Raw genomic sequence first — 18,512 nt, 5'->3', positions numbered from 1 at the left:
CTTAGTCGTTGTTTTCGATGTAATATTTATCAAGGAACTCATCCTTGATACGCTTAAGCTCGGAGCGCGGCAGGATCGAGAGCAGCTTCCAGCCTAAGGCCAGCGTCTCCTCAATATCACGGTTGGTGGTGTAGCCCTGCGAAACATACTGGCGCTCAAACTCGTCGGCGAATTTCGCGTACAGCTTGTCGATATCGGTAAGCGCGGCCTCGCCTAAGATAACCATCAGCTCCTTGGCCTCCTTGCCTCGTGCGTAGGCGGCAAACAGCTGGTTCATGGTATTGGCGTGGTCGGCACGGGTTTTGCCCTCGCCGATGCCCTTATCCTTCAAACGCGAAAGCGACGGCAGTACATCGATGGGCGGGGTTACGTTCTTGCGGTAAAGCTCGCGGCTTAGAATAATCTGCCCCTCGGTGATGTAGCCTGTAAGGTCGGGGATGGGGTGGGTTTTGTCGTCCTCGGGCATGGTGAGTATCGGGATCATCGTGATACTGCCGTTCTTGCCCTTCTGGCGGCCCGCGCGCTCATACAGCGACGCTAAGTCGGTATACATGTAGCCCGGGTAGCCGCGGCGTCCGGGAACCTCCTTGCGTGCGGCCGAAACCTCACGCAGTGCGTCGGCGTAGTTGGTGATGTCGGTTAGAATAACCAGCACGTGCATATTCTTTTCAAACGCCAGATACTCGGCGGCGGTAAGCGCCATACGCGGGGTGGCGATACGCTCTACGGCCGGGTCGTTTGCAAGGTTGATGAACAGCACCGCGCGGTCGATAGCACCCGTCTCGCGGAAGCTCTCTATAAAGAAGTTGGATTCCTCGAAGGTAATACCCATGGCGGCAAACACTACGGCAAACGGCTCGCTGGTACCGCGCACCTTCGCCTGCCTTGCAATCTGCGCGGCAAGGTTTGCGTGCGGCAGGCCGGAGGCCGAGAAGATTGGCAGCTTCTGCCCACGCACAAGGGTGTTCAGTCCGTCGATGGCCGAAACGCCGGTTTGTATAAACTCCTGCGGGTAGTTGCGCGCCGCGGGGTTCATGGGCAGGCCGTTAATGTCCTCACGCTTTTCGGGCAGAATCTCCGGCCCGCCGTCGATCGGGCGGCCAAGACCGTCAAACACACGCGAGAGCATATCCTCCGATACGCCCAGCTCCATGCTGCGGCCCAAGAAGCGCACCTTGCTCTGCGAAAGGTTAATACCGGTGGAGCTTTCAAACAGCTGCACCAAGGCGTTTGAGCCGTCGATCTCCAGCACCTTGCAGCGGCGCTTTTCGCCGTTTGCAAGCTCGATCTCGCCCAGCTCGTTGAAATTTACGTTTTCAACGCCGCGCACCAGCATCAGGGGCCCCGCTACCTCTTCAATCGTTCTGTATTCCTTTGGCATCAGAACTCCTCCTTCTGCTGTGCAAGCTCGCTTACCTGTGTGTGAATCTCCCTAACAACCTCATCATACTCAGCCTTCACGCGGTCATAGGGGGTGTATTTGAAACGCCCGATGCGCTCGTGCACCGGCAGGGAAATCAGCTTATCAATCAAAACCCCGTCTGCAAGGGTCTGCGAAGAAACATCGTAGAACTCCAGTATCAGCTTCATCATCAGGCGCTGCTTCTCAAGCGGGGTGTAGGTATCCACCTCGTGGAATGCGTCCTGATGCAGAAAATCCTCACGGATAGAACGTGCCGTTTCAAGCTTCAGTCGGTCGGGGGCGCTCAATGCGTCCATACCAACCAGCTTTACAATCTCCTCCAGCTCCGCTTCCTCCTGCAACAGGTGCATCATCCTTGCGCGCAGGCTGGTCCAGTCACTCTCTACCTTGGTGTTGAACCACTTCTCCATTGTATCCACATACAGCGAGTAGCTGGTAAGCCAGTTGATGGCCGGGAAGTGGCGGCGGTAGGCAAGCTGTGCGTCCAGGCCCCAGAATACCTTTACAATACGCAGGGTGGCCTGCGAAACCGGCTCGGAGATATCACCGCCGGGAGGCGATACTGCGCCGATAACCGACAGTGCGCCCTCGCGCGGGTTTGCCGCAAGGGTTTTCACGCGGCCCGCACGCTCATAGAACTGCGCCAAACGGCTGCCAAGGTAGGCGGGGTAGCCCTCTTCACCGGGCATCTCCTCCAAACGGCCAGACATCTCGCGCAGTGCCTCTGCCCAGCGGGAGGTGGAGTCGGCCATCAGTGCCACCGAGTAGCCCATATCGCGGAAGTATTCCGCAATCGTGATACCTGTATAAATCGAAGCCTCGCGCGCCGCAACCGGCATATCGGAGGTGTTGGCAATCAGCACGGTACGCTTCATCAGCGAATAGCCTGTTTTGGGGTCTTTTAATTCGGGGAACTCGTTTAAAACGTCGGTCATCTCGTTGCCGCGTTCGCCGCAGCCGATGTATACCACAATGTCGGCCTCCGCCCACTTGGCAAGCTGGTGCTGAACCACCGTCTTGCCGCTGCCGAATGGGCCGGGAACCGCCGCCACACCGCCCTTGGCGATGGGGAACAGCGTATCGATAACGCGCTGGCCGGTAACAAGCGGCATATCGGGCGAGAGCTTCTCCTTATAGGGGCGTCCTCTGCGCACCGGCCACTTCTGCAGCATGGTAATCTCGTTTTTCTTGCCGTCGGCGCCCTGCACCACCGCTACCGTCTGGGTTACGGTATAGTCGCCTTCGGCAATGGAGACAACCGTACCCTCAACACCGTAAGGTACCATGATGTAGTGCTTCACAATCTCGGTTTCCTGCACTACACCGATAACATCGCCGGTTACAACGGGTTCCCCCGCCTTCACAGAGGGTACAAAGTGCCATACTTTGTCGCGCTTTAGCGACGGGATCTCCACACCGCGGGTAAGGCGGGTGCCCGTCTGCTGCATAATATCGTCCAGCGGACGCTGAATACCGTCGAAGATGCTGCCAATCAGGCCCGGCCCAAGCTCTGCGCTAAGGGGCGCGCCTGTAGACTCCACCGGCTCGCCGGGGCCAAGGCCGGAGGTCTCTTCATAAACCTGAACGGATGCCTTATCGCCGTGAATCTCGATTATCTCGCCGATCAAGCGCTGGCTGCTTACGCGCACCACGTCGAACATATTCGCGTCGCGCATTCCCTCGGCGATAACGAGCGGCCCGGCAACCTTTTTGATTGTTCCTTTGCTCATTCTAAGATCCATGTCCTTTCTTGTGGGCTTTATGCCCGGAAGAAAGGGCATAAAACCGATAATAAAAAATGCCGATGCCGCGCAGCGGTAGGAGTGGCCATACCGCGACAGGCATTTTTCGAAGGTTGAAAGATTTTCTTTCAACCTGCCTCCATCTCGCCGCCACACGGCGATACAAATGATTCCGCCCTCTGAATTGCGAAGCGGTCAAGACCGCTTCCTACAACCTTAAACCCTTATGCCTGTAGGAGCGCGCATTGTGCGTCCGCTACTTAAAGTCGCATATATTCCACAGACGGTCAATGGCCGGCTCTACAAAAGCGCCAATCAAACCATTCCTATTTCCCGTCATTAAAGATAATATCAGAGCCGACGGCCTGCTCCACAAACTTCTTTACATTCCTAATGCCCATGCCGTTGTTGCCCGAAACCCCCGGAATGGGGATGACGGCGGGCAGCATAGCATCCTTGCAGCGCTGTATCTCATGCTCCAGCGCCTGCGCAAGGGCCTCGGTGATATAGATAACCGCATAGCCGCCCTCTGCCATACGGCGAAACGCCTTCGCGGCCTCGATGGTGTCGGAAACCGGCACGGTGGTTAGCCCCAGCGCCGCAAAGCCGTAGATGCTGTCGCGGTCGCCCAGAACGCCAATCTTATACATACAGTTCCCTCAGCCTTTCCCGCACCGATTCCGCCGAAAGCCCGTTTACCTTCGCGGAAAGGATGATGCGCACAATCTTCAGCTCGTTCTCCTTCGCCAGCAGATAGGCCGCCAGCGGGTCAACAGAAAACGGGTTGTATTTCTGTGGGCGTATCAGCTCGATGATAACGTTGTCGCACCAGCGTTCAAACTGCTGCATTGAAGCCCGCAACGCCTGTGCAGCACCCGCGTAAGCCGTTGAATCAAGGTAGCCGAGCAGCGCTTCCTGCGAGGATGCCGCCGCCGCGGCCAGTGATACAACGTCTATGCTTTCGCAGGGAGCAAGCGCGCGGGTGATAAACTCTAGGCTCTTGCCGGTCTTCTGGCAGCGCACCGCAACCTTGATATCGGAGGTTGCAGCGGTAAGTTCGGCATACTTTTTAATAAGCGGCGATTTCGAGGCTCTGCCCGCCTCCAAAACAGCGGTGAGCGCGGCTCTGTCAATCATCATATCACACAGCTGGCTGTCGCCCGTATGGCTTAAGGCAAGGTATGCCTCTTCGGCTATGCCGCGCAGCCGCTCTGGCAGGTCTGCATAGCTGCGGCTTTTCACCGCCTGAAAAAGCATCTGCGGCTCCACCGTTGCGTTTGCAAGAAACACGCCGTGCGGCTCCTGATCGGTATAGGCAAGCTTTATTGCAGCCTTCAGGTTGTGAAAATCATTATTATACAAAAACACATCAAAAACCGACAGATCGTCGGTAAGCTCCGCAAGCAGGCCCCAGGTTCTTTCACGCTCGGCAGAAAGAAGCTGCTCGGGGGTTTTGGCATTATCTGCGGGCCAGCCCTTTTCCTCCAGCAGCCGCATGCAGTCTTCCGCACTTTTCGCGGCAAGCAGCGCTTCCACCGACTGAGCATTCAGCAGTGCAAGCTCCTTGGCGCGGATGCGCGCAACGGCATAGGCGTAGCTGTTTTCCGGCATAGCGTTCCCTCCTGTTCGTAATTATAAGATAAACTTAATTCAGATGCAGGAACCGCTATGAAAACAGCAGGGCAGTAATCTTATCCTGCAGCTGCTCATGCGCGGCATAGAACAGCGCCTCAAACGAGCAGTTGATCTCAATATCCCCGCCCGCCTCGGCATCGGGGTATACCAGTATAAAGCCGCCGTTAATGCTGCGCGGCTCCTTGCTCACCTTCAGACTTCCGCCCTTTGCCATGGCTGTAACGCCCAGCTTTAACCCAAAGCCGGTAGGAAGACGCTTTAAATCGGCAGCCGAAAAGAATATCTCGCCGTGCTGCGCCAGCATATGCTTTTCCAAAAGCTTCTCAATCAGCTCGAAATACTCCTTTTCGGGCAGGGCGAGCAGCGCGTTCTGTGCGTCAGCAATCACACCGTTGATGATGCTCTGCTTTTCGCTCAGCAGCGCCTTGCGCTTGGCCAGTGCCGCTGCCGAGCTGGCGCCGGCGAGAAGCTCGTCTGCCTGAGCCTTGCTCTGCGCGAGGATTTCTTCGCTCTGCGCCTTTGCCTTCTGCAGGGCGGTATCATATATCGTCTGCGCCTCGGCTTGCGCCGCCTCAATCTTAGCGGCTGCCGCGGCGTTTGCTTCATCCTCTATCTTTTTTACGATCTTTTCAAGACCAGTCATTGGCAAGCACTCCCAATCCTATTGAACTTGGTGATTTAAATCGTGAGTCTGCCAACGCCCGAAACGGCCAGCAGCGAGATTAAAAGTGCCAGAATCGCATAGGTTTCAACCATTGCGGGGAAGATCATCGCCTTTGCCATCTGCTCCGGCTTTTTGGCAACAATGCCGATACCGGCAACCGAGGTTTTACCCTGATGAATCGCCGACCACAGGCCAACAATACCCATCGGCAGGCAGGCCGCAAAGAACAGCAAGCCCTTTGTAAGGCTCATTTCGGGGGAACCGCCAAGAATACCGATCTGTGTTAGGGTAAGGAAGGCAATCAGCAGGCCATAGATACCCTGTGTACCGGGCAGCAACTGTAACAGCAGTACCTTGCTGAATTTAGAGGGGTCTTCAGTAACAACACCGGCAGCAGCCTGACCGGCAGTACCTACACCGATAGCGGAACCTACGCCGGACATCAGCGCAGCAAGCGCAGCCCCCAGCAATGCAAATACAATACCCATTTTATCCATTAGAAACGTCCTCCTTGAATTTATAATATTTTGTATTCACGGCAAACGGCTCGAATTTTCGCCTGCCGCCCTCATAAAACTTACCGAAGAATTCTACATACTGCAGCCGGTTTGTGTGCACATAGGCGCCCAGCACCTCGATGCCGAAGTTGATGGCCTGCCCCGCCAGAAATACCAACACGAACAGGATAACACCGAATATACTCTTTCCGCCCATCGAACCCATCTGGTTTACTACCGAGGCGATAACGCCTGTTGCAAGCCCAAGAGCCAGCAGCCTGGAGTAGGAGAGGATATCGCTTAAATACCCCGAGATATTGTAAAGACTGTACAACCCCTTTAAAATACGCTTAAACCAGTTTCGTGACTCCCGCCCGCCGGTAAGCACTATGCCCACCGCACCGATACCGGCCAGAACCGAGCTGATAGTGCCCGCAAGCGCCGGAAGGGTAAACGGAACGTTCATTATCTGGGAAAACTGCGGGGTAGCCAATGCCAGTACAATCAGCCCGCCCACCAGCAGGTACCAGAACACCACGTCAAACAACGCGTCTTTAAACTGTTTTGCCTTTAGAAGCATGTAAAACTTGATGCTCAAACCAAAGAACAGGTGAACGATGCCCAGCGCAAACGAGAACAGCAGCATCCGCATCGGGTCCTGCGTGGGGTTAAACCACAGCGGCGGAATACCCACCTCATTGCCGAAGAAGGTTTTGGAAACCACGTTCACCACGTCGCCGAAGTAACTGGAAAACAGTATGCCCCAGATAACGGTAGAGATGCCGCAGTAGAAGAACATACGCAGCGAGCGCTTGGTACCCTCCTCCATATTCTTAAACCGCCAAAGCAGTAGGCCGCAACCCAGCACCAGCAGCAAGCCGTAGCCCGCGTCGGAGAGCATAAGGCCGAACAATATATAGTAGAACACCGACATAATACCTGTCGGATCGATCTCGCCCTTGGCCGGCAGGCTGTACGATTCCAGTACGCCCTCCACCGGCGCGCTGAAGGCGTTGTTCTTCAGCAGCACGGGCACATCCTCCTCCTCGGCGGGGTCGTAAAACTCCAGTGCAGCATCAAAGTTCAGCTCCAGCCGCTCACGCAGCAGCTTTTCGGCTGTAACCGGCACATAACCCGACAGCACAAAGGTGTGCTTGGATTGCGCAAGCTTATCCAGCATGCGGTATTTTTCGCCGCGCAGGGTAAAGTAGTCTACCATAAAACGCATCGCGTTGCGGGTACCCGCATAGCTGATAATCTCGTTTTGAGCATCTTCTATCGCTTCCTTTGCGGCAAGCACCTCGCCCTCCAGCACATGCTGCTGCTCGGCAGGGGGCAGCGGCGGAAGCGAAGCGGGGCGTGCAAAGCCGATGGCACGCATAGCCTCTTCCAGGGCCTGTGCCTGCTGTTTATGGCTTGTGGCCATCACGCAGGTCTGCTCCTTAGAAAGCGTTAGAATATCCACATTTACGGCATCCAGCTCGGGTGCCGCCTCGGCCAAGCGGGCATAGATTGCTTCAAGAGGCATCTCCTCCGAAACCGAGCCGATAAACGCCGCGGTGTGCTTGGTTCCGCCGTAGCGCAGCGAAACGGGCAGCGCCAGCCATGGGCTGAGCGCCTCTATCTGCCCTTCCAGCTTAATGATATCCGCCTTTTTCTCGGCAATCTCCTTTTCGAGCGCCGTAAGGCGGTACGCCACACGCAGCACCTCGTCCCGTTCGGCGCTGTAGGCGTCGTAATCTGCCAGTGAAAGGGTTTTGCGGCCTTCCAGCGAGGCCAAGAGCGACTTCTTTTCCGGAACATAGTCGTCCAGTATCAGCGCCGCCTGCCTTGCCTGCTGGGCATTCTTTTCAAATATCGTGCGCGCCTCGGCAGTGTCGGTTTTCTCAAACTGCTCACCGCCCTGGCTGTCGCATACCTCAACCACGCCCAATCGCTGAAGCTCTTCCAATATTCGTTTTCGGTCTTTTTTTAATGCACAGATATTCACCCTGTGCATTGTTACAACCGCCATAGGCTTTCCTCCTTCTTCTGCTGTTACGATTACAGATTTAAATAGAATAAGTATAAAGCCTATGCAAGCTCACTGATAATCAGCTTAACCGCCGCTTCCTTGCGCCGATTTGCGGCTTCCTTCAGCGCCAGGGTATCCTGCTGCGCCGCGGCAACTGCCTTTTGCACCAATGTGTCTGCCTCGCTTCTGGCGGCTGAAATTATCTGTTCTGCCTGCTGTCGGGCACCGGCAACCATGGCGTCGGCGTCGGCCTGCGCCTTTTCACGCGCCTGGCGTAAAAGCTCTTCGCTTTCGGCAGCCGCCTGTTTTTCCTTTTGTTCGGCGTATGCTTCCGCGGTACGGATAACCTTGATTGATTCAGGCTCCATCTTCCTACCATGCCTTTCTGTGTATGATTCAAGGTTTGAAGGGGTCAATAGTAACTATTGTACAACAAAACTGAATATTTATCAATTTAAAAAGTGTAATTTTACGTCTAAAAACCGTAAAAGTATATCCTGTTTGTAATATTATAAAAAAAGAAAGCGACAGGCCATCAGTAAACCGTGGCTGTCGCTTCGCGTTTTATTTATGTGTTCCCATAAAAAAGAGTGCAATGGTGCCGGGGCCCGAATGTGCGCCGATAACCGGCCCGATATAGGTAAGCACTACCCGGGCTACGGTGGGGAATTTCTCCTTTACAAGGGCGGCCGTTGCCGCCGCATCCTCGGGGCTGTCGCCATGGCCGATGAGAATGGTCTGGCCGTCCGGCTCGGTGCAGGTAAGCACCATCTGCTCCACCATCGCCTCCAGCGACTTGCGCCTGCCGCGCACCTTCTGCATCGGTATCAGGTGCCCGTCGTTATCCACATGCAGCACCGGCTTTATACCCAAAGCAGTGCCAACTGCGGCGCTTACCGCGGTAACCCTTCCGCCGCGTTTCAGGTGGTTCAGGTCGTCTACCGTAAACCAGTGGCAGAGATGGTCGCGGTTTTCGGTTACCCAGTCCTTCAGGGTATCGATATCCATGCCTTGTGCCTTCTTCTGCGCGGCGTGGTAAACCAAGAGCCCCTCGCCGGCAGAAGCCGCGCGGCTATCCACAGAATACACCTTGCTGCCGGGGAAGCGTTCGGCAAGGTCGTTGCAGGCCAGCACCGATGCATTGTAGGTGCCGCTTAACCCCGACGAAAAACAGATATACAGAATATCCTTGCCCTCTTTGAGGATAGGCTCGAAATAGGCCTCGTAGGTGGTATAGTTAATCTGCGAGGTGGTAGAAAGGTTCCCCGCCCGCAGCCGCTCATAAAATTCGTGATAGCCATACTCTCTGGCGTCGGGGTAATGCTGGTAGACCTTCCCCTCCAGCTGGAATTCCAGCGGAATAACAATCAGGCCCAGCTCGTTAATAATCTCCAGCGGCAGGTCAGAGGTGGAATCGGTTACGATACAATACTCTCTCATCGCCATCACTCCTAATTTCAATTCCTCGCAGCGGTCACAGTTTTCCCGCCCTTGGCGTAAAAAGATTCTTCTGTGCGTGCGGATAGTATGCCCTTTAGAAGTGATTATATAATGATTGGGCTTTTTATGCAAGCCTTATGGGCAAGTATGCTGTGTTATACGAATTTGACCAGCTTGTTTAGTGGTGGGATTTTGTAGCAAACACAGCGCGGATAATCATCTGAATTGCCGCGGCAATTAAAAAAATCACCCAGGAGATGTGCCAGTTGCCATAATTAAAGCTGATGAGCATATATACCGCTACCGTAAGCACCCACAGTGCTCCGCTTACAGCGCCGTACACCTGTCTGTCGCCCTCGGGAAGCCACCTTTCCACGTCATCACGTTCTTCCTGCTGCCGCTTCCAGGCGGGCTTAGTCATATTATAATAGATGAGCAGCCCTGTAGCTACCGCCACCATAACGAAAAACGCGCAGATTGCCAAGAACCCCTTATGAAAAAGTTCATCGAATATCATAAATGCAAGCGGGCTTAGGATATACATGCCCACGGCGATAGAAACAAACAGCGCCGAGCGTCTGCGCTCCTGAACAGTTTCAACGTGCTGCTGCTCGGCCTCACGGATAAGCCCCTGCGTGAGCTCGCTTAAATCGCCGATACCCGCAATCACCTCGCCGCAAGCCTCCTCCTCGGTTTTTCCCCTGCCGAGCAGGTCTTGATACTTCTCAATCAGGTCGCTGTAAAGGGACTCCTTCAGCTCGTTGTTCTTGGCGGTTTTGGGTACATCGGCAAATGCACGTTCGATGTACTGGCGGATTTTGAGTTCCATAAAATCATTCTCCCCTAAATAAGTTTGTCAATAAGCGTTTTGGCAGCTTCCCAGTCTGCCCTGCAGCGTGCAAGATACACTCTGCCCTCGGGGGTGATGGAGTAGTACCTTCGGCGTGCGCCGGTTGTTTCATCCCCCCAATAGGAATTGATACAGCCGTTCTGCTCCAGCCTGCGAAATGCAGAGTAAAGCGTCGCCTCTTTCAACTCGTATTCGTTGTTGGTCTTGGATTGGATTGATTGGTTAATCTGGTAGCCGTAGCTGTCGTGCTCGGTGAGGTGACTGAGGATAATAGCCTCGGTGTGCCCCCGGATAATGTCGGATGTGATAGACATACATAAACCCCCGTCTTGCCGTTTGGGCGAGAAACATTGTAAAGGAAGGATTTCGCACTATCCTTCTGAGCTTAGTTACATTATATCACCATATACCTCGCCTGTCAATGTATATTTTATTCCGAACTACTTTTCCTCAAGAAATAACTTATCATAAAATCATAGCACTAAAAAAGGCCGCCGATTACTCGGCAGCCTTTGCGGGGGCGCGTTACAAATTTAATGAGGAAAACCTTAATGAATATCATAAGGAATGTTTAGAAGGATTGGGTTGCAGGCACGCCCCCGGATACAGAAAATATAGTAGCGTGCGGAACTATAAAACTCTATCTGCCTTTTCCACCGGCATTTCCAGACCCACCGGCATTTCCAGCATTCCCGTTGCCGCCGGCGTTACCTGAGTTACCATTACCTGACCCACCTGAGCCGCCTGTATTGTCGTCATTACCGGCAGCACCACCGGCGGCTTCATCGTTATTGCCGTTACCTCGAGTCCGGCTAGAATCTGATGAAACGGCTTGGGTTGGCTTATTGCTAATAGACGATACTTTACTGGAGTCGTTCTTTTCACGGTTCTGCTCCTTATTGTAAGCGTCCTTGTTCTTTTCCTTGTTCTGTTCCCTATTCACGTTCGCGTCGCCGTTTCCCGGAACTGCTGGCTCACTGGAACCGGGGGTAACCACGCCGGAGCTTCCCGGGGTAGCCGGCTCACTGGAACCGGGAACCGGAACATCATCGCCATTCTTCTGGCTCTTTCTATATTCCTTGGTGGCCTTCATAATGTCTTTTACGGGTTTCTTCAGCCACTCATTGATGTCAATGCTGTCGGGGTTTTGCGAAGCGGCCTTCAGCTTTTCAACCAGATTCAGCTTGCCGGGTGTTACGCCAAGCTCTTTGGCCTGCTGCACACGCTCGTAACCAACGCTTGTGCTTTCAACTTCTACGTCGTTCTCGGCATCCTGTGTGGTTTCAATTACAGCATCCTTAATCTCGTCGGCTAAGTTATCTGCCGCGTTCTGGTCGGGGCTGGAGGTTGCAACCACCACGCCGCCGGGCTCCTCGCCGCTGAAATAGCCTGCCTGCTCAATCTGCTTTACGGTTGCACGAACCGCATCTTCAATAGACTTGTTCTTAAGCTTTAAGGTTTGCAGAATCTCTGCGCCGTCGCCGTTTACCGCTTTTGCGCTCAATACTCTGCCAAAACGGTTTACACTAAACTCAATAGAGGGGTTTACGTCAAGACTCACATAGGTGTAGGGCGAAACATACGCCCAGACGGTCGTGCTGCACAACAGTACAGCAGCCGCCGCTGAAGCAGCCCAAACAGCAATCTTCTTGCTCTTGTGCGCCTTCATTTCAATCACCTGCCCAATCGCATAATCTTTATTTTGCAGCTTTTTTATGCAACCGTCATCAGTCAAAGCAGCGGCGTAACCGTTTTTTAACTCAACAATTACCGCTTTCATTTGTTCGGCTCCTCTCTGATGAACCGCATATACTCTGCGAGGTAGGGATAATCACCGGTTATTATCTCTGCCGCCGCTATTATGTATTTACGGTGACGTTCTATAATTTTTCGGGGTACTCCACAATTTTTCTCAATCGTTTTCGTTGGTAATTGTTTACTGTGGCGCAATTCGCTTAACAGAAGGGGGTTCGCCATAAGGTATCGAACCGCCTGCGCACAGGCTTTTTTAGTTTTTTCGGCCTTGGGGGAGCAATCGGTCAGGCTGAAGAAAGAAAAGCCATATCGCGCAAATACATCGGTTATTGCCTCAATCTCCTCTTTCAATGCGCTGTTAGGAGTATGTGAGACTTTTTTGCTAACCTCGGCCTTGAGTGCCGCATCTTCGTCCTGCTCCTCCGGCTCGGTGTCAAACACCGTGGGGTTAACGGTAATCTCGCTCCCGTGCTTCGACTGGGTTCGGATATAATCGATCAGCCTGCGCTTGATCACCAGCTCGGCAAAGGATAAAAAGCTGCCCTTTTCAGCAGAGTAGCTCTTCACCGCCTGCGAAAAGGCCAGCAAAGCCACCGACCACTCATCATCACTTTTGGTAATATAGCGGTGAGCCGTTTCGGCGGCACACCGCAAGATGAAGCGCTCGTTCTTCCTAATCAACTCTTCCATGCGCAAGGTATCATCGGCCGCCAGAACTGCCAGCTCGTCCGTTTGCCTCATAGCAATTCCCCTTCCGTCGTATTATGGCTGCGTTTAAAAAGTAGAAGGTCGCAATGGTAAGTAGATCTTTTAAACAGTGCCCCGGTTCATTCCGCCGCTTGATTGTCATTGTCCGCATATCATCAGATGATATCGCAAGCCTTGCCTTATGGCGATGTCTCCGTTGCCTGCCCGATAAAAAGGATGGGGCAGGAGTGTTATTGCGCAAAAACCATTCTCCGTCGGTGCCGCTTTACCTGCGCCTAGAGTATAATAAACTTGTGTATTCCGTGTGTCGATTATCAATACTTCCTAAGTTAATTTTACATACAATATCGATTAAAGTCAATGAAAGTGAACCTTTAAGATAAGGCCCTCTACCCTATACCGCATATTGCCGCCCCGTGCGCTGCAATAGGTAAATGATTCCGAGCCTTTACTGCATCGGAATACGCCGAAAAGGCCTTGCTGCTTTTGACCGGCAAACGGAAAGCAGCAAGGCCATAAACATTCAACCCGGTTATATGAAGCAACATTACGGCTGCAGCTGCTCCTTGATTTCGCGCCCCTCGCGCAGCAGCGCCTTCAGGGTGTCGGCATCCCCCGCTTCCATCGCCTGCTTGTAGGCGGTGAGGTTATCAATAAGCAGCGAAAGCTCCTGCGTCAGGTTGTCACGGTTTTGCATAAACAGCTCGGTCCACATCTCCTCGTTTAAATACGCCACGCGGGTAAGGTCTTTAAAGCTACCCGCGCTGTAGCCTGTGTGCTCTTTCGCGCACGGGCTTTTAACATAGGCGTTAGAGAGTACATGCGCCAGCTGCGAGGTATAGGCAATCATGCGGTCGTGGTTTTCGGGGGTGGTCACTACCACCGCGCGGAAGCCTACCGCAAGCGCCAAGCCGTCCAGCAGCCTTACGGCGCGCTCCTCCTGCTCAGTGCCCTCGGTTGGGGTAAGAATAAGCGACGCTCGCTGAAACAGGTCGGCGGTGGTGTAATCAAAGCCCGAAAACTCCCGCCCCGCCATAGGGTGTGCCCCGATAAAGGTAACCCCCGCGACACGGCATGGCTCAGAGAGCGCACCGCATACCTCGCGCTTGATACCGCACAGGTCGGCAATCACACAGCCTTTTTTCAGCAGCGGCAGCTTCTCGAGCACAGTCTTGATGGTTAAGGCGGGGTAAAGCCCCACAAACAGGATATCACACCCGGAAAGCGCCTCATCGGTAAGCACGCCGTCCATCGCGCCGCACGCCAGCGCCTTTTGCTCGGTTCCCTTACTGCGGTTCAGGCCGTAAACCGTATGCGGGGTGAATTTTTTGATTGCTTTGGCTAACGAGCCGCCGATGAGCCCCAACCCGATAATACCGATTTGTAACGTCTGCATAAAACCAATCCTTCCGGCGTTTTATACTTATCACGATTATAAAACCTCTAAAAAATCGAGCAGAAAGCTTTGATTTATGGGTTTTGCGAAGATTTTTTAGAAAGGTTTTAATGAGTGATTAGTATTGATCAGCTTTTCTTTCCCATGTAGCCCATCATCCCGCCAATCTTTTTCATCACCGCGTCAAACTCTGCGGGGCGCAGGGATTGCGGGCCGTCGGAGAGTGCCTTGGAAGGGTTGTTGTGCACCTCAATAATCAGGCCGTCGGCACCCGCCGCAATGGCGGAAAGCGAAAGCGGCTCCACCATCCACGGAATACCCGCGGCGTGGCTTGGGTCTACCACCACCGGCAGGTGCGAAAGGCGCTTGAGCATGGGGATGGCGCTGATATCCAAGGTGTTGCGGGTAGCCGTTTCAAAGGTTCTAATGCCGCGCTCGCACAAAATTACCTGCATATTGCCGCCCGCCATGATGTACTCGGCGCTCATCAAAAGCTCCTCCATGGTGTTGGCAAGTCCGCGTTTTAAAAGAATGGGCTTGTTGGTTTTACCCAAGAGCTTTAACAGCTCGAAGTTCTGCATGTTGCGCGCGCCCACCTGTATCACATCCACCTCGTCAAACAGGGGCAGCTGGTCGCCGCTCATAATCTCGGTAACAATAGGCATACCGGTAAGCGCCTTGGCCTTAAGCAGCAGCTCGATGCCCTCGGCGCGCAGGCCCTGAAAGGCATAGGGGGAGGTGCGGGGCTTGAACGCGCCGCCGCGCAGCATCGTAGCGCCCGACGCCTGCGCGGCCTTCGCCACCTCGCAGATCTGCTCTTCGCTCTCTACCGAACAGGGCCCCGCGATCACCTGCATATACCCCCCGCCAATCTTATGCCCGCCGATGTCGATAACGGTATCGTCGGGGTGGAACTTGCGGTTGGCGCTCTTGTACGGCTCCTGAATACGCTTTACCGTTTCCACATAGCTTAAAGAGCCGATGCTGTCGATATCCACACGCGAGGTATCGCCTACCAAGCCCACAATGGTGGTATGTACGCCCTTGGAAAAGTGCCCTTTAACGCCAAGCCCGTCAAGAATGCGCTGAAAATCCTCAAGCTGGTCATCCCTTGTTCCCTGCTTCATTACAACAATCATGTCTGTATCCTCCTAAATCACACAAAATTTAAGGGCGACGCTTCTGTGTAAAAAGCGTCGCCCTGATTTTGTTGCCTTGTAAGCAAATCAGTTTTACCTTTTAACAGCAGCCCTTAATCCGCACCCTATTAACCCCGTGGCGTAATAATAGCCCAGGCTTACATAATAGCGGTAACCCTTGTAAAGGTTTTGAGCTGCCATAAAACCGATTGCTCCTTTTCGTTTTGTTCTGAATCTATCATAGACCCCATATCAGATTTTGTCAACGCTTTTTCGCTAAAAAGCTTTAAATCGCTAAATTAACGTTAAGAAGCGCCGCCTCGTGATCACTCGGCAAACTCTTAAATCTGCCCCTTCTGGCGCATGGCATAGGCCTTCAGCAGCGCAATCTGCGTCTTTGCATCCTTGATTTCACCCGAAAAAACCTTTTCAAATGCCTTCTCCAGCGGCATGGTGCATACATCCAAAAACTCGTCCTCATCAGGGCTCGGGTTGGTTCGGGTAAGGCCGGTGGCAAGGTACAGGTAGATTACCTCATCCACATAGCCCGGCGAGGGGTACAGCTCCCCAAGGCTTTTAAAGCGCGCGGCAATAAGCCCGGTTTCCTCGGTAAGCTCGCGCCGGCCGCATTCCAGCGGGTCTTCGCCCGGGGAACGCTTGCCTGCGGGAAGCTCTAAAACCTCCTCCTTATACGGGTAGCGGAACTGCTTAACCATCGTAATGGTGTCATCCATTGCAAGCGGCAGCACACACACGCCGCCGGGGTGTTCAATTACCTCGCGCATGGCGGCTTTACCGTTTTCCAGCTCAACCTCATCCACACGCACCGATATGATGTGCCCCTTATATACATGTTCACTTTTCATCGTCTTTTCAATATGTGCCATCCTAGCATCTCCCTGAAATAAATTCCTTACTTTTCATCTATTTTACACTCTTTATGGGGTAGTTGTAAAGTATTATCCTTTCAGGCTGTGTTTCATCTGCCTCAACGGCAATAAATCGGCTTTGTTATGCGCATGAACGTAGATTTTAAAGAATAGAATGTAGCGCAGTACCACTTGGCTTAACATTAAGAAAGGGATGAAGAGTAACGCATGGAAACCTACAGCAGATTCTACGGCATACCGCCCGAGTTTTACACGCTTACCAAACGCTTGGCAGCCATTGCGGGGGAGTGTATACAGGCGGAGCTGTTCTCGGCGGGCAAAAGTGTGCTTGGGCGCGACCTGTGGGCAATCAGCTTCGGCGAGCGCCGGAACGCCGTACTGTTTGCGGGCGGCTTCCATGCGCAGGAATGGATTACCGTTCTGCTTCTAACAAGGTTTCTGGAAGATTACGCCTACACCGTTTATCGGCACCCCCAAAACATCCACAGCCGCCGCGAAAACAAGCCCCCCGGGCTGATTGTGCTGCCCTGCGTCAACCCCGACGGGCTGGAGCTTGTCGTTAACGGGTTTGAGAGTGCGGGGCTTTACAAAAAAACGGCCAAGTCTATCTCGGGCGGCGACCTTACCGGCTGGAACGCAAATGTTCGCGGGGTGGATATCAACCACAACTTCAACGCGAGCTTTGAGCTGGTAAAGGCAGCCGAACAGGAAAACGGCATCACAGGCCCCGCAAAACGTCAGTACGGCGGCGAGTACCCTGAAAGCGAGCCCGAAACACGCGCTCTCTGCCTGCTGTGCCGCATGTATCTGCCGAGCCGTGTGGTGGCCTTTCACAGTCAGGGCGAGGAGATCTACTATTCCTATGGCAATAACACGCCCGCATCCGCCTACAAAACCGCGCAGCAGCTCGCAAAACTAAGCGGCTACGCCTTGCGCGAGCCCACCGGCATGGCTTCACACGGCGGGTTTAAGGACTGGTATATCAACCGCTTCGGGCGCGAAGGCTTTACCATAGAGATCGGCAAAGGGGTAAACCCGCTGCCGGTTACCGATCTGCCGGATATCTACAGCCGCTTATCCGATATGCTTTTTTGGATGGTCAAGGGTGAAACTATCGAGAATCGGGCTGAATCCTGTTGACTGTGCCCACTTAAGGATTATAATGTAATTATTGTAGAATAACGCTATCAGGATATTTGAATGGTATAAAGGATGTTTTTAACATCATGAAAGGACGCATAACAGATGTATGATATATGTGCTTTAGGGGAGCTTCTGATTGATTTTACCCCTGCCGGCATTTCGGATGAGGGCAGGCCCCTGTTTGAACAAAACCCCGGCGGCGGGCCCGCAAATGTAGCGGCCTGTATAGCCAGGCTTGGCAGAAGCTCGGCGTACATCGGCAAGGTGGGCAGCGACCCCTTCGGCAGGTCGCTTATCAGCACCCTCCGTTCGTTCGGTGTGGAGGTGAAGGGGGTTAAAACCACCGGTTTCTACCCCACCACCCTGGCTTTCATTACCTTGGATGAAAACGGCGAACGCAGCTTCAACTTCTTTCGCAACAACACCGCCGACCTGCGCCTTACCCCCGGCGAGGTGGATATGAGCCTAATAGACGAGGCTCAGGTATTCTGCTTCGGCTCGGTCTCCATGACGGGCGAGCCTTGCTGCTCGGCCACCCTTTCCGCCGCAGAATACGCCAAAAATGCGGACAAGGTGGTATGCTTTGACCCGAATATTCGCCTTGCGCTGTGGGAGAACGACCTTGTCGCGCGCGACAGCTGCCTGCGTGCGCTGCAGTATACCGATATTCTTAAGCTCTCGCTGGAGGAGCTTTCCTTCCTCACACAGGGGATGAATCTGCACGACGGCGCGCTCACCCTGTTAAAGCGCCACAACCTCGACGCGGTAATCGTAACGCGCGGAGAAAAGGGCGCCTACGCCCTTACGCTTTCGTATGAGATCAGCGTACCCGCCTACCAGGTGAAAACCATCGACACCACCGGCGCAGGCGATGCCTTTTTAGGCGGCTTACTCTACCGTATGCTGGGCTTTGGCAAGCGCCCGGAAAAGCTCTCCAATGCCGAGATGATGCTCAGCCTTGATTTCGCAAGCGCCGTAGGCGCCATGGTTACCGTAAGGCGCGGCGCCATGACCGCCCTGCCCACCCTCGATGAGGTTTACGAGTGTATGCGCAAGACGGTGAAGGAATAGCTTCATAAATGGAACGCCCCTAAAACGGAGCAAACCTGCTTTCGTTTTTGGGGCGTTATTCTTTTGTGAACAACCCTGTCGTTTATTCTTGATGCCGTATTTTTGTTTTATTACTAATATCGCTTCTTGCAAGCTGTTTTGTTCT

Annotated in this window: 18 protein-coding genes; 2 read left to right on the top strand and 16 right to left on the bottom strand. The window is 53.7% G+C overall.

Annotation, left to right across the window (positions count from 1 at the left end; all coding sequences use genetic code 11):
- Position 1: 1 nt before the first annotated feature.
- The 16 genes from BLR50_RS00890 to BLR50_RS00815 all read right to left on the bottom strand — a co-directional run bounded on the left by BLR50_RS00890 (position 2) and on the right by BLR50_RS00815 (position 16,150).
- A complete protein-coding gene (locus tag BLR50_RS00890; protein ID WP_092637546.1) occupies positions 2-1,381 on the bottom strand; it encodes a V-type ATP synthase subunit B in 1,380 nt (459 codons plus the stop codon).
- Positions 1,381-3,153: a V-type ATP synthase subunit A gene (locus tag BLR50_RS00885; RefSeq protein ID WP_092637675.1), complete on the bottom strand. Its 1,773-nt coding sequence runs from the start codon at positions 3,151-3,153 to the stop codon at positions 1,381-1,383. Before BLR50_RS00885 ends, BLR50_RS00890 begins: the two co-directional genes overlap by 1 nt.
- Before the next feature lie 338 nt (positions 3,154-3,491).
- The gene (locus BLR50_RS00880; protein WP_092637544.1) at positions 3,492-3,815 is read right to left on the bottom strand and encodes a V-type ATP synthase subunit F; all 324 of its coding nucleotides are present in this window, start codon (positions 3,813-3,815) and stop codon (positions 3,492-3,494) included.
- Positions 3,808-4,776: a V-type ATPase subunit gene (locus tag BLR50_RS00875; protein WP_092637542.1), complete on the bottom strand. Its 969-nt coding sequence runs from the start codon at positions 4,774-4,776 to the stop codon at positions 3,808-3,810. Before BLR50_RS00875 ends, BLR50_RS00880 begins: the two co-directional genes overlap by 8 nt.
- A 55-nt stretch (positions 4,777-4,831) precedes the next feature.
- Entirely contained in the window at positions 4,832-5,443 is a 612-nt protein-coding gene (locus BLR50_RS00870; RefSeq protein ID WP_092637540.1) for a V-type ATP synthase subunit E, read from the bottom strand.
- Positions 5,444-5,478: 35 nt separating this feature from the next.
- Entirely contained in the window at positions 5,479-5,961 is a 483-nt protein-coding gene (locus BLR50_RS00865; RefSeq protein WP_092637538.1) for a V-type ATP synthase subunit K, read from the bottom strand.
- On the bottom strand, positions 5,954-7,975 hold the full coding sequence (locus BLR50_RS00860; protein ID WP_092637536.1) for a V-type ATP synthase subunit I: 2,022 nt from the start codon (positions 7,973-7,975) through the stop codon (positions 5,954-5,956). Before BLR50_RS00860 ends, BLR50_RS00865 begins: the two co-directional genes overlap by 8 nt.
- A 59-nt stretch (positions 7,976-8,034) precedes the next feature.
- Positions 8,035-8,343 (bottom strand): hypothetical protein, encoded by a 309-nt coding sequence (locus BLR50_RS00855; protein WP_092637534.1) that lies wholly within the window; start codon positions 8,341-8,343, stop codon positions 8,035-8,037.
- A 196-nt stretch (positions 8,344-8,539) separates the two neighbouring features.
- Positions 8,540-9,421, bottom strand: coding sequence for a DegV family protein (locus tag BLR50_RS00850; protein WP_341465397.1), 882 nt, complete (start codon positions 9,419-9,421; stop codon positions 8,540-8,542).
- Positions 9,422-9,593: 172 nt separating this feature from the next.
- Positions 9,594-10,244: a permease prefix domain 1-containing protein gene (locus tag BLR50_RS00845; RefSeq protein ID WP_092637530.1), complete on the bottom strand. Its 651-nt coding sequence runs from the start codon at positions 10,242-10,244 to the stop codon at positions 9,594-9,596.
- A 14-nt stretch (positions 10,245-10,258) separates the two neighbouring features.
- Positions 10,259-10,579, bottom strand: coding sequence for a PadR family transcriptional regulator (locus BLR50_RS00840; RefSeq protein ID WP_092637528.1), 321 nt, complete (start codon positions 10,577-10,579; stop codon positions 10,259-10,261).
- A gap of 326 nt (positions 10,580-10,905) precedes the next feature.
- Positions 10,906-12,045: an anti-sigma-I factor RsgI family protein gene (locus BLR50_RS00835; protein WP_092637526.1), complete on the bottom strand. Its 1,140-nt coding sequence runs from the start codon at positions 12,043-12,045 to the stop codon at positions 10,906-10,908.
- Positions 12,042-12,761 (bottom strand): RNA polymerase sigma-I factor, encoded by a 720-nt coding sequence (gene sigI / locus BLR50_RS00830; protein WP_092637524.1) that lies wholly within the window; start codon positions 12,759-12,761, stop codon positions 12,042-12,044. Before sigI ends, BLR50_RS00835 begins: the two co-directional genes overlap by 4 nt.
- A 514-nt stretch (positions 12,762-13,275) precedes the next feature.
- The gene (locus tag BLR50_RS00825) at positions 13,276-14,124 is read right to left on the bottom strand and encodes a prephenate dehydrogenase (RefSeq protein ID WP_092637522.1); all 849 of its coding nucleotides are present in this window, start codon (positions 14,122-14,124) and stop codon (positions 13,276-13,278) included.
- A gap of 128 nt (positions 14,125-14,252) precedes the next feature.
- Positions 14,253-15,263, bottom strand: a complete 1,011-nt coding sequence (aroF, locus tag BLR50_RS00820) for a 3-deoxy-7-phosphoheptulonate synthase (protein ID WP_092637520.1) — start codon at positions 15,261-15,263, stop codon at positions 14,253-14,255.
- Positions 15,264-15,604: 341 nt separating this feature from the next.
- Entirely contained in the window at positions 15,605-16,150 is a 546-nt protein-coding gene (locus tag BLR50_RS00815) for an NUDIX domain-containing protein (RefSeq protein ID WP_092637518.1), read from the bottom strand.
- Positions 16,151-16,360: 210 nt separating this feature from the next.
- On the opposite strand from BLR50_RS00815, the gene BLR50_RS00810 reads away from it, so the two are divergent.
- Positions 16,361-17,293 (top strand): M14 family metallopeptidase, encoded by a 933-nt coding sequence (locus BLR50_RS00810; RefSeq protein ID WP_092637516.1) that lies wholly within the window; start codon positions 16,361-16,363, stop codon positions 17,291-17,293.
- A gap of 105 nt (positions 17,294-17,398) precedes the next feature.
- Entirely contained in the window at positions 17,399-18,367 is a 969-nt protein-coding gene (locus BLR50_RS00805; protein ID WP_092637514.1) for a carbohydrate kinase family protein, read from the top strand.
- Positions 18,368-18,512: the final 145 nt, after the last annotated feature.

Origin of the sequence: Acetanaerobacterium elongatum, assembly GCF_900103835.1 — a bacterium.
GTDB classification, from domain to species: Bacteria; Bacillota; Clostridia; order Oscillospirales; family Ruminococcaceae; genus Acetanaerobacterium; species Acetanaerobacterium elongatum.
The sequence above is the reverse complement of the archived record's forward strand: the minus strand, read 5'-3'. Positions and strand labels throughout refer to the sequence as shown.

What these genes read in the sequence shown, in the direction of transcription:
- BLR50_RS00850 (WP_341465397.1), bottom strand. Translation starts at nt 9,421, where the DNA reads ATGGCGATGAGAGAGTATTGTATCGTAACCGATTCCACCTCTGACCTG.
- BLR50_RS00890 (WP_092637546.1), bottom strand. Translation starts at nt 1,381, where the DNA reads ATGCCAAAGGAATACAGAACGATTGAAGAGGTAGCGGGGCCCCTGATG.
- aroF (WP_092637520.1), bottom strand. Translation starts at nt 15,263, where the DNA reads ATGATTGTTGTAATGAAGCAGGGAACAAGGGATGACCAGCTTGAGGAT.
- BLR50_RS00875 (WP_092637542.1), bottom strand. Translation starts at nt 4,776, where the DNA reads ATGCCGGAAAACAGCTACGCCTATGCCGTTGCGCGCATCCGCGCCAAG.
- BLR50_RS00835 (WP_092637526.1), bottom strand. Translation starts at nt 12,045, where the DNA reads ATGAAAGCGGTAATTGTTGAGTTAAAAAACGGTTACGCCGCTGCTTTG.
- BLR50_RS00885 (WP_092637675.1), bottom strand. Translation starts at nt 3,153, where the DNA reads ATGAGCAAAGGAACAATCAAAAAGGTTGCCGGGCCGCTCGTTATCGCC.
- sigI (WP_092637524.1), bottom strand. Translation starts at nt 12,761, where the DNA reads ATGAGGCAAACGGACGAGCTGGCAGTTCTGGCGGCCGATGATACCTTG.
- BLR50_RS00810 (WP_092637516.1), top strand. Translation starts at nt 16,361, where the DNA reads ATGGAAACCTACAGCAGATTCTACGGCATACCGCCCGAGTTTTACACG.
- BLR50_RS00855 (WP_092637534.1), bottom strand. Translation starts at nt 8,343, where the DNA reads ATGGAGCCTGAATCAATCAAGGTTATCCGTACCGCGGAAGCATACGCC.
- BLR50_RS00840 (WP_092637528.1), bottom strand. Translation starts at nt 10,579, where the DNA reads ATGTCTATCACATCCGACATTATCCGGGGGCACACCGAGGCTATTATC.
- BLR50_RS00865 (WP_092637538.1), bottom strand. Translation starts at nt 5,961, where the DNA reads ATGGATAAAATGGGTATTGTATTTGCATTGCTGGGGGCTGCGCTTGCT.
- BLR50_RS00845 (WP_092637530.1), bottom strand. Translation starts at nt 10,244, where the DNA reads ATGGAACTCAAAATCCGCCAGTACATCGAACGTGCATTTGCCGATGTA.
- BLR50_RS00825 (WP_092637522.1), bottom strand. Translation starts at nt 14,124, where the DNA reads ATGCAGACGTTACAAATCGGTATTATCGGGTTGGGGCTCATCGGCGGC.
- BLR50_RS00815 (WP_092637518.1), bottom strand. Translation starts at nt 16,150, where the DNA reads ATGGCACATATTGAAAAGACGATGAAAAGTGAACATGTATATAAGGGG.
- BLR50_RS00805 (WP_092637514.1), top strand. Translation starts at nt 17,399, where the DNA reads ATGTATGATATATGTGCTTTAGGGGAGCTTCTGATTGATTTTACCCCT.
- BLR50_RS00870 (WP_092637540.1), bottom strand. Translation starts at nt 5,443, where the DNA reads ATGACTGGTCTTGAAAAGATCGTAAAAAAGATAGAGGATGAAGCAAAC.
- BLR50_RS00880 (WP_092637544.1), bottom strand. Translation starts at nt 3,815, where the DNA reads ATGTATAAGATTGGCGTTCTGGGCGACCGCGACAGCATCTACGGCTTT.
- BLR50_RS00860 (WP_092637536.1), bottom strand. Translation starts at nt 7,975, where the DNA reads ATGGCGGTTGTAACAATGCACAGGGTGAATATCTGTGCATTAAAAAAA.